General features: G+C 54.8%; 2 protein-coding genes. One reads left to right on the top strand and one right to left on the bottom strand.

Annotated elements, in window-relative coordinates; all coding sequences use genetic code 11:
- The first annotated feature begins 193 nt into the window (after positions 1 to 193).
- Positions 194 to 7,207, top strand: coding sequence for a non-ribosomal peptide synthetase (locus IEX74_RS14705; RefSeq protein WP_188814771.1), 7,014 nt, complete (start codon positions 194 to 196; stop codon positions 7,205 to 7,207).
- 70 nt (positions 7,208 to 7,277) lie between these two features.
- On the opposite strand, the gene IEX74_RS14710 is transcribed toward IEX74_RS14705, so the two are convergent.
- Positions 7,278 to 11,309, bottom strand: coding sequence for a non-ribosomal peptide synthetase (locus tag IEX74_RS14710; RefSeq protein ID WP_188814772.1), 4,032 nt, complete (start codon positions 11,307 to 11,309; stop codon positions 7,278 to 7,280).
- Between the last annotated feature and the right edge of the window lie 5 nt (positions 11,310 to 11,314).

An 11,314-nucleotide genomic window follows, 5' to 3' on the forward strand; every position in this document is an offset into this window, starting at 1 on the left:
CTTATCTGTTTTATATGACTGGTAGCCTTCGTACATGCTTACACTGTCCTGTTTAAGCAAAATTATTTCTCACTTAACTTCTAAGTACACTACTAACTCTACTTACGATGAGGTATATTTACTTATATTAAATAAATGAATTGTACAATTCTGGTCGAAACTCAAGTTTCTTCGGAAGGATACTGACAAGACCATGCCGACCAATACCAAAACCCGCGACCTACCGACAAAACTCTACCCTCCCTCCTCCCCATCGAGCTTAGTAGCATTGTTTGAGCAGCAAGTAGCACGCACACCACAGGCGGTAGCGGTGCGTTTTCAGCAGGAACTGCTCACATACGAACAACTTAATGAGCACGCCAACCAGCTAGCCAGCTACCTGCACCAGCGCGGCTTGCAGCCGCACACGCTGGTGCCGCTCTGCCTGGAACGAAGTCCGCGGCTGATTGTGAGCGTGCTGGCCGTTCTCAAGGCAGGCGCCGCTTACGTGCCCCTCGACCCAGATTATCCGCTGGAGCGCCTGCGCTACATGCTGCACGACACCGCCGCGGCGCTGGTGCTCGCCAGCCAGGCTACAGTGGGCAAGCTGCGGCCCTTTGCCGACGCTAGGCTTACGTTGCTGGAAGTGGATGGCCCTAACGCCGCGACGATTGCCGAGCAGCCGGTGCAAAACCTAGGTTTGCTGAGCCGGGGCGAAGACCTAGCTTACGTCATCTACACGTCGGGCTCCACGGGCACGCCGAAGGGAGTTTTGGTCGAGCACCGGAATGTGTCCAGCTTAGTAAAAGACGTTGATTATGTGACGCTGACCGAGGAAGACATTCTCCTTTCCACCGGCTCGCCGTCCTTCGACGCCACCACGTTTGAGTACTGGGGCATGTTGCTGAACGGCGGGCAGCTGGTGCTGGCTACCGAAAATCAGCTGCTCAACAACGACTTACTAAAAGAAGAAATCCGCACGCGGGGCGTCAGCAAAATGTGGTTTACCTCCAGCTGGTTCAACCAACTGGTGGATACGGATACCAGCCTTTTCGATGGGCTGGAAACCATCTTGGTGGGTGGCGAGAAACTATCGGAGCCGCACATCAAGAAGATCAAGCAGGCGCATCCTTCGCTCACGATCATCAACGGCTACGGCCCCACGGAGAATACGACCTTCTCCCTCACCTACCCTATTAGTGATCAGGAAGTGCCGACGCCCATTCCGATCGGTAAGCCGCTGAACCACCGCACGGCGTATGTGTTGGATGAACAGTTGCAGCCCGTGCCTGCTGGCACGATGGGCGAGTTGTATGTGGGCGGCGCCGGCGTAGCGCACGGCTACCTCAACCAGCCCGAGTTGACGGCCGAGAAATTTATTCCTGATCCGTTTAGCGAAGAAGCCGGGGCGCGCCTGTACCGCACCGGCGATCTAGCCCGCTTTCTACCCGACGGCAACGTGGAATACCTAGGTCGGCAGGACGACCAGGTGAAGGTGCGTGGCTACCGCATCGAGCTAGGTGAGGTAGAAACGGCGCTGAATGAGCTGGAGCCCGTCAGCAACAGCTGCGTAGTGGTGCGCCAGGATGCCAACGCCGTGAAGCGCCTCGTGAGCTACTACGTGCCCGATTGGAAAGTGGTAAAAATCAAAGAACGAGAGCTTTACCACCGTCAAGTAGCCACCTGGAAGGAGCTGTACGAAACCGAGTACGCCAAAACGGAAGACGAGGCGGAAGTAGATCAGGAGTTCAACATTATCGGCTGGAACGACAGCTTCACCGGCGCGCCTATTCCGGCCGAGCAGATGGCGGAATGGCTGCGCGACATTGTCGGCGTCATCTTTTCGGAGAAGCCGGAAAATGTGCTGGAAATCGGCTGCGGCACGGGCCTGATTTACTACCAGCTGGCGGGCAAAGTCAAGAAGTACATCGGCACCGACTTTTCCCGCTCGTGCGTCAACCAGATTACCCAGCACATCAGCAAGGGCCTACGCGACTACGGCCCAACGGAGCTACAGGTGTGCGCCGCCCACGAGCTAGCTCTGCGCCCCGGCGAGCAGGTCGACACGATTCTGTTGAACTCTATCATTCAGTACTTTCCGGGCGAAGATTACCTGAGCGAAGTTATTGCCAAGAGCATTTCGCTGCTGAACGGCCAAGGCCGCATCATCCTAGGTGACGTGCGCGACAACCGTTTGCTGGAGCTGTTTAAAGGTCGGCTGCACGCCCAGAAAGCGCCCGCTACGGAAAGCATCCGGGAGTTTAAGTGGCTCGTGGAGCAAGACGTGTTGAAGGAAGAAGAGCTGTGCTTTTCGCCCGAATACTTCTACCGACTTCAGGCCTTTTACCCGCAAATAACGCACGTTGAAATACAGTGGAAGCGCGGCGCGTACATCAACGAGTTGACACTTTACCGCTACACCGTGATTCTGCACGTAGGCGAAGAAGCCGCAGTGCTGAAGCCGCAATGGCAAGATTGGGCTAGCCTGCCCGACCAGCAGGCTGTTCGGGAGCAGCTCCAAAAAGGCGAGCCGATCATTGCGCTGAAGGACGTGCCCAACCCGCGCTTGTGGCGCGAGCGGCGGCTCAACCTAGCTTTGCAGGATAAATCAGACAACACCCTAGGCGACATCCTGCCGACGCTGGACACCGAGGATGCCGAAAGCGTAGCCGTTGCCCGGTTTTTGAGCGACGCCCAAGCCGCGGGCTATCATACCCGCTTGTTGCTGGACGAAGATCCGCTGAAGATGAACGTGCTGCTGGAGCGCGAGCCTTCGCACGCTTTTGTGGAGTCGGTTTACAGCGAGAAAGACTACCGGGCCAGTACCAACACCACCAACATTTCCCTGTTCAACGACATCAGCGCGCTGCTGCAAAAGGACATTCGTGGCTTGCTGCAACGGCGCCTGCCGGAGTACATGGTGCCCGCTGAGTTTATTGCCCTAGGGCACTTGCCGCTGACTAGCAACGGCAAAGTCGACCGCCGTTTCCTGACCCAGCGCGAAGACCGTGGGGTAATCAACAAGTTCAACTACCAGGCGCCACGCAATGAGTTGGAGCAAAAGCTAGCTTCCATCTGGCAGGAGCTGCTGGTGATGGACAAGATCGGCATCTACGACAACTTCTTCGAGTTGGGTGGCCACTCGCTGCTGGCGACGCGGGTGGTATCGGCGGTGCGCAAGCAGCTGGCCGTGGAGCTGGTTATCAAGGACTTGTTTGTTCACCCGACGATTGCCGATCTGTCGGAATACTTGCAAGCGCACAACACCGATTTAGTGCTACCGCCCATCGTGGCCCAACCTCGGCCGGAGCGAACTCCTTTGTCCTTCAGCCAGGAGCGGCTTTGGTTTATCGATCAGTTGGAAGGCAGCGTGCAGTATCACGTGCCGATTGTGCTACGACTCCGCGGCAAGCTGAACCAGGCAGCCTTGTCGGCGGCCTTATTTGATATTCTGCAACGGCACGAAGTGCTCCGAACCGTACTGCGCGAGCAGAATGGCCTAGCCTACCAGCAAGTACTCGCGCACGATGAATGGCAACTGACCCGGCTGGAGGGCTGCGTGTACCAGGCCGACCCAGAAGCAGTTCAGCTGCAAGTGAAGCAGTTTATCAGCACCCCGTTCGATCTGGCGCATGACCCAATGCTGCGCGCCGCCCTGATTGGCCTAGCCGACCCAGAGGAGCATTTGCTGGTAATTACGATGCACCACATTGCATCGGATGGCTGGTCTTTATCGATCTTTTTCCGGGAGTTAGTAACGCTTTATGAAGCGCATGTGGCTAACCAATCGGTGCAGCTACCGCCCCTACCAGTACAATACGCCGACTTCGCGCTGTGGCAACGGCAGCACCTAGGTTCACGGCTCGAAAAACCACTGGCGTATTGGAAGGAAAAGCTAGCCAACGTCGCGCAGCTACAGTTGCCCACCGATTATCCGCGGCCCGCGGTGCAAAGTACCAAGGGCGCCAGCGCCGCTTTTCACCTGGACCAGGAGCTTGTCGGGAAGCTACAGGGGCTCAGCCAGCAACAGGGTGTCACGCTCTTTATGACACTGTTGGCCACCTTCAAGAGCCTCCTTTACCGCTACAGCGGCCAACAGGATATCTGTGTGGGCAGCGCCATTGCCGGCCGCCAGCAACACGAGATTGAAGGGCTGATTGGCTTCTTCGTTAATACCCTAGCCTTACGTAGTCAGGTGCGGGGAGAAGTTAGCTTCACCGAGCTGTTGCAGCAGGTAAAAACCACCACGCTGGAAGCGTACGAGTACCAGCAGGCGCCCTTCGAGAAAGTAGTAGACTTGGTCGTGAAGGAGCGCGACCTAAGCCGCAGTCCGCTGTTTCAGGTGATGTTCGTGTTGCAGAACACGCCAGACATTCCGGATCTGCACTTGGGCGCGGTGAAGGCTACGCGGGAAGGCTACGAGCACGCCACCGCGCAGTTTGACTTCACGTTTACCCTCACGGAAGACGAGCTAGGTTTGCAGGGCTTCGTGGAGTACAGCACCGACCTCTACCAAGCCCCGACGATTACTCGCATTGTCGGGCACTTCACGGAGCTACTGCATTCGGTAGTGAAGCAACCGCAGCTTAGCATTGCTGCGCTGCCCATGCTCACGCCAGCGGAAGAGCACGAGCTGTTAGAAGTATTCAATACGTCGCCAGTACTGCCCGCGTCGTCGCAGAGCATTGTGACATTGTTTGAAGCGCAGGCAGCAAGCGCCCCGCACGCCGTAGCCCTAGCTTTTGAACAGCAGCAGGTTACCTATAAAGAGCTAAATGCGCGGGCTAACCAGCTGGCGCATTACCTGCGCAAGCAAGGCGTGCAAGCCGAAACGCTGGTGCCGCTGTGTCTGGAGCGCTCCATCGAGCTGCTGGTTGGCATACTGGGTGTTTTGAAAGCAGGCGGCGCCTACGTGCCCCTTGATGCCAGCTACCCTGCTGAGCGTTTGCAGTACATGATCCAGGACACGGGCGCGCAGCTAGCCTTGAGCAGTCGGAGCACGACGGCCGCTTTGCTGGGTGCGGCGCCCTCCCTGACCGTGGTAGAGGTAGGCGGCCAGGCGGCACAGGCGATTAAGCAAGAAGCCACGACGAATCTGCCGGCAGCTGCCACGGCGCAAAACCTAGCCTACGTGATTTACACCTCGGGCAGCACCGGCCGGCCCAAAGGGGTGCTGGTGGAGCACGGCAATGTGGTGAGCCTGGTGAAAGACGTAAACTACGTGAGCCTCACCAACCAAGACATCCTCTTATCCACCGGCTCGCCCTCGTTCGATGCTACCTCATTTGAGTACTGGGGCATGTTGCTCAACGGCGGGCAACTCGTGCTGTGTGCCGAGGATCGTCTGCTCAACAGCACCTTGCTGCAAGAAGAAATTCAGGGACGTGGCATCACCAAGATGTGGTTTACGGCTAGCTGGTTCAACCAGCTGGTAGACGTCAATCCGCTTGTTTTTGCAGGTTTAGATACCGTGCTCGTGGGCGGCGAAAAACTCTCGGAGCTGCACGTGCGGCAGTTGCAGGAGCGTTACCCTTCGCTGCGCATTATCAACGGCTACGGCCCGACGGAGAACACCACTTTCTCCCTCACGCACCCCATCACCAGCACCGACCTGACCGCGTCGGTTGCCTTACCCATTGGTCGGCCGCTGCCCAACCGGACCGCTTACGTCCTCGACGAGCGGCGGCAGCTGGTACCAGTTGGTGTGGCCGGCGAGGTGTACGTAGGCGGCGCCGGCGTGGCCCGGGCTTACCTCAACCAGCCCGCACTAACCGCCGAGAAATTTGTGCCTCATCCGTTTGCTACCACGGAGAATACGCGCCTGTACCGCACCGGCGACCTAGGCCGTTGGCGCGCCGACGGCAACCTGGAATACCTAGGTCGACTGGATGAGCAGGTAAAGCTCCGTGGCTTCCGGATTGAGCTGGGCGAAATTGAAGCGGTCCTACAGCAGAGCGGCCTGGTCAAACAAGCCGTCGTGCTGGTGCGCACAGACCAGGGCAGTTCCAAGCGGCTGGTTGGGTACGTAGTAGCCGAAGGCACCTTCGACCGCGACCGTGTAATGGCTGATTTAAGAAGCAAGCTGCCCGACTACATGGTGCCCACGCTCTGGGTAGAGCTAGCTTCGCTGCCGCTGACAACCAATGGCAAAGTAAATAAACAGGCACTGCCAGCGCCGAACGCCAGCGAGCTATCGACTGAGGAATACGCACCTGCACGCACCGAAGCCGAGCTGACGCTGGCGCGCATGTGGCAGGAAGTACTGAAGAAAGATACTATTGGCATCCACGACAACTTCTTTGAGCTAGGTGGTGATTCTATCATCACCATCCAGATTGTTAGTCGGCTCCGGCAGGCCGGCTACAGCGCGCAGCCCCGCGACTTATTTGTGTACCAGACAGTTGCGAAGTTGGCAGAAGTAGTGGTGGCTCGTTTGGAAGTTAGCATCGTCGAAGAGAAACCAGCCGATCAGCCAGTAAACCTAGATAAGGATGTAAATCCGTTGGTAGCCTTGCAAAAGGAAGGCACCCAGCCTCCCTTCTTTGCCATTCCCGGCTTTCTGCTCTACCGGCATGTGGCGGCGCATATTGGTCAGGATCAGCCCTTTTATGGTCTTGAACTACCTTTTTACGAAAGCATTGATGAATTGCCGCCTACTGAGCGTATCGGGGAATTGGCACAGCATTTCATTCGGGAAATGAAGCAAGTGCAACCACGCGGGCCGTACTACCTAGGTGCCTTCTGTGGCTACTATCCTATCATTTTGGAAGCGGCACATACGCTGTTATCCCAGGGAGAGGAAGTGCCTGTTGTAGCTTTGTTCGAAGCATATCCGTCGAATGCCATTCTCTCCAAGAAGTCTGCTACGTACCTCAAGCAGAAAATAGAAATCTATTATGAGGAGCTGCGAAAGAAGACATTTGCTGAAACAGTAAAATACTTGGCTGATGAAGCAGCTATCAAATTCCGGTTTATTCAGCGAAAGCTCGCCGGCGAGAAGAGAGAAGGATACAACCTCAGAGAATATCCGGGCAAGGTTGTCCTGTTCAAGTCCAGTATTCCGACGCCAGGCCTGATCAACGATCCGCAAGGTGGCTGGTCCCAGCACGTCACAGGCGAGCTAGAAGTTCTCACGGTTACCGGCGACCATATCTCTATTTTCAAAGAGCAAGGTGCGATTGAGCTTGCTGAAAAACTTTCCACGGTTTTAGAAAAAGCCAGAACCTAGGTTGTTCTGAGTCATAAAAAACTCCCGCTAATCAATTATCAGCGGGAGTTTTTTATGACTCAGAATAACCTTATTTATCTAAAAGGCGCTGCAAAACTTCTGCAATATTCTTGTCGTTCGGCGCATCAAAGATATAGGCGTGTTCTCCCGGCACCTCATGGATATTGATTCCTTTTAGCGCAAAAGGCTTCCAACCAAGAAATTCAAAATCGTGCATGTAATAGGTCGGCGTCGAGACCCGGAATAAATCGATAGTCACCTGTTGCGGAGCCAAACGATATTTTTCTTCGGCCAGCTCATTTTGTACACCTAGCTCGTACGGATGCCCGGACAGCATTTCGTACTGCCGCTCCTTGCCGTACTTCAGCGCCCAATAAGGCTTGAGGAACATGCGCTTCAAGGTATCGAGTTTATAAGCCAGGGTACGTTTCGGGCGCTTGGCCAGAAGCACAAAGGTGTACAACGCCTTCTTCAGCGAATACTGCGCCTTTACCAACTTCCGGCTTGCTTCCGGATTCGGGTAATACGACGGATAAGCATACGTATCAAACATAGCCAGCAGCTTCACCTGCTTACCAGCTTCGGTCAGTTGCTTGGCCATTTCAAAAGCAATGACTCCGCCAAACGAATAGCCCGCCAACGCATACGGCCCTTCCGGATTTGCAGCCGTGATAGCCGCTACGTAGTGCGCCGCTATTTCCTCCATCGTACTGAGTGGCTTATCTACGCCGTTCAATCCTTTGGCCTGCAAACCATACACGGGTTGGTCAGCATCCATACTTTTCGCTAAAGAATTGAACAGAAGCACATTCATCCCAGCGCCGTGCACCATATACAACGGCACTTTCGTGCCAGTGGGTTTTATCGGCACCAATGAATCCCACAGTGAATTCTGCGTCGCAACTTCCGTATCTATCTGGAACACAGAAGCTATCTTTTCTACAGTCGAGTGGTTGAACAACGTAGAAAGCGGCACCCGCTTGCCCGTTTCCTGCTCCAGCCGGTTCATCACCTGCACCGCAATCAAGGAATGCCCACCTAGCTCGAAAAAGTCATCAAAGACATTTACTTGCTCAATGCCCAAGTATTCGCGCCAGATAGTAGCCACTAGCTTTTCCGTCTCGGTGCGCGGTGCTACCTGGGTTTCCATCTTCTGGCTAGCCTCTGCTTTAGGCTGTTGCAGCAACGCTTTGCGGTCAATCTTGCCATTCAGCGTCATGGGCAGTGCGGAGAGAATCGCCACCTCGCTCGGCACCATGTAGGCGGGCAGTTGCTTGGCCAGGGTCTTTTTCCAATCGGCTATCCGGTGCTGAGCAGTTTCAAGCGACACCGCCACAGCGGGCACTACGTAGGCCACCAGCCGTTCCTCACGGGCTAGCACCACGGCTTCCTTCACATCAGCAAAAGCCATCAGCACCTGCTCTATTTCGCCCGGCTCGATGCGGTAGCCGCGTATCTTCACCTGCTGATCTACCCGGCCCAGGCATTGTATCTCACCTGTTTCGAGCAGCTTACCTAGGTCGCCGGTGCGGTACATGGTGGTACCAGACTGCGCGGCAAACGGATTGGCTACAAACTTCTCCGCTGTCAGCTCCGGCCGGTTCAGATAGCCTTGCGCCACTCCATCGCCGGCTATAATCAGCTCACCAACTGCACCCGGCTCAACTGGCTTCAAGTATTCATCCAGAACGTAGAACTGGGTATTGGCAATGGGTTTGCCAACCGTAATCGTTGCATCAGCATTGGAAATCTGCTTCACCGAAGACCAGATGGTCGTTTCGGTTGGCCCATACACATTCCAGACGGAGCTGCATTTTGCGACCAGTTGCGTGGCTAAGTCGGCCGGCAGTGCCTCACCACCACAAAGCGCCCTTAAGGGCAGCTTCCTCGTCCAGCCAGCGCTCAAAAGCATGCGCCAGGTAGCAGGTGTGGCTTGCAGAACGGTTATTTTTTCCGCTTCAATTAACTCCAGCAGTTGCTTCCCATCTTTCGTAGTTGCCGCATCCGCCAGCACGACGGTAGCCCCACTAACCAATGGCAGGAAAAGCTCTAAGCCAGCAATATCGAAGGAAACCGTTGTGACAGCCAGCAGTTTATCCGTTGCACAAATACCCGGCTCCTGCTGCATGCTGCACAGGAAATTAACGACGTTGCGATGCGTAATCTTCACTCCTTTCGGCTTGCCCGTGGAGCCCGAGGTGTAAAGCACGTAAAGCAGGCTACTGCTGTCCAGCTTCAGCGTTTGTTCCGTATCCGGGTAGTTTCCTAGCTGCGCAAATGCTTCCTCCGCGTATAATTTCTTGCCGCTAGCAGCAGAAGTAGCACCTAGCTTTTCTGAAGCAAAAAGGAACCTAGCCCCGGAATCTTCCAACATGTACTTAATCCGATCCTGCGGATAAATCGGATCAAGCGGCACGTACGCGGCGCCGCACTTCATAATAGCCAACAGCGCAACAACCAGCTCAGCCGAACGCTCCAGTAGTAGGCCCACTGTATCGCCAGACTGCACGTTATTGGCTACCAAATAAGCAGCTAGCTGATTCGATTTTTTATTTAGCTCCTGATAAGAAAGAACAGCGGAGCCAAACGTTACTGCCGTCTTTTGAGGCGTACTATACGCTTGCTCGGCAATTAGCTGATGTAAAGGTTTACTTACCGGATACGGCTGCACCGTATCATTCAAAACCTCATATTCAGCAGGCAGCGCTGTGTAGCTTCCTAGCTGAATATCCGCGATTTTGATAGCCGGATTCTCCACTACTTGTTCCAGCAGCTGCTCAAACTCCATCATCATACGCTTGATGGTGGCGGGCTTAAATAGCGCGCTGTTGTAAGAGCATTCCAGCACGACTGCTTTCTCCGAGCCGCTGGCATTCAGAAACACCTCAAAGCTTTCATACTCGCGCGGGTTGCTGATCAGCTCGTACGTAAGCCCGTGAAACTCTACGCCATCTGCTAGGCCCATGTCCACGTTGAACACCACAGGCACCATCGGAATACGCGAAGCATCCCTGGGAACGTTTAGCTTCTTCAGCAGGCTGCCGAACGTTAGTTGCTGGTGCTCATAGGCATCGAACACCGCCGTTTTGCGCTGTTTTAGAAAGTCAACGAAGCTAAGGTCCGGCTTCAGGTTACTACGCAGAGGCAAAAGGTTTACGCAATGGCCTACCAGCCAATGATTTCCTGTGGCCGGTTGGCCAGCCGTAGGTAGCCCTATCACAATATCATCCTGGCCGGTGAGCCGGTGCAGCAGCACGTCGAAGCCGGTGAGCAACGTGGTTACAAAGCTGCAACCCGCTTTCAGACCCATCTTTTTCACGGCCGGCACTAAGCCCGACTTCAATGGATAATCGAAGCGGTTGCTTTTGAACGTACGCAGCGCAGGCCGAGGAAAGTCGGTGGGCAGTGTTACGACTGGCGTGCTTTCCTTGTACTGATTAACCCAGAACTTCTCAATCGTCCGATACTCTTCGCTTTTAGCAAACTTGAGTTGCTCGGCGGCGAATTGGCTGAAAGGAAATACGTCGGGTAAATCCAGAAAAACGTCCTGTGCGTAAGTAGAGTAGAGCTTACCTAGGTCCTGCATCATAATTCCCAGCGACCAACCATCACAAACAATGTGATGCGCTGTGAGCGTAAGATGATGCTCCTGTTCGGCTAGCTTTATCAAGCTAGCTCTGAACAGTGGGCCATACAGTAAATTGAAGGGCAGTAAGGCATTTTGCTGCGCATACTTCGCGATGAATTTGTCTTTTTCCTCGGCCGATTTCTCTGCTATATCCTGGTAGATATAGTCAGCCGCTGCGTCTTTGAAAATGCAGATTTCTCTTCCGTTGGCCCCAAAAGCTGAGTGCAATGCCTCATGGCGCTGCACCAAGGCTTGCAGGGCTTTTTCCAGCGCAGCCTTATCTAGCCTTCCTTTTAGTCGCAGCGAAACTGACTCATTATAAGCACGGTTGGCATCATCGCCACCGAATAAGCAGGCGGTCCATATTTCCTGTTGCGACTCGGTTGAGGGCGCCACGCACATAATCTCGGGCCCCACAAACGGATCAAACTCAACAGCCGCCAGGTTCAGGTTTTCGAATTCTTTTACCAGCATGGTCC

This window comes from Hymenobacter cavernae (genome assembly GCF_014641455.1).
GTDB lineage: Bacteria > Bacteroidota > Bacteroidia > Cytophagales > Hymenobacteraceae > Hymenobacter > Hymenobacter cavernae.

What these genes read in the sequence shown, in the direction of transcription:
- IEX74_RS14705 (WP_188814771.1), top strand. Translation starts at nt 194, where the DNA reads ATGCCGACCAATACCAAAACCCGCGACCTACCGACAAAACTCTACCCT.
- IEX74_RS14710 (WP_188814772.1), bottom strand. Translation starts at nt 11,309, where the DNA reads ATGCTGGTAAAAGAATTCGAAAACCTGAACCTGGCGGCTGTTGAGTTT.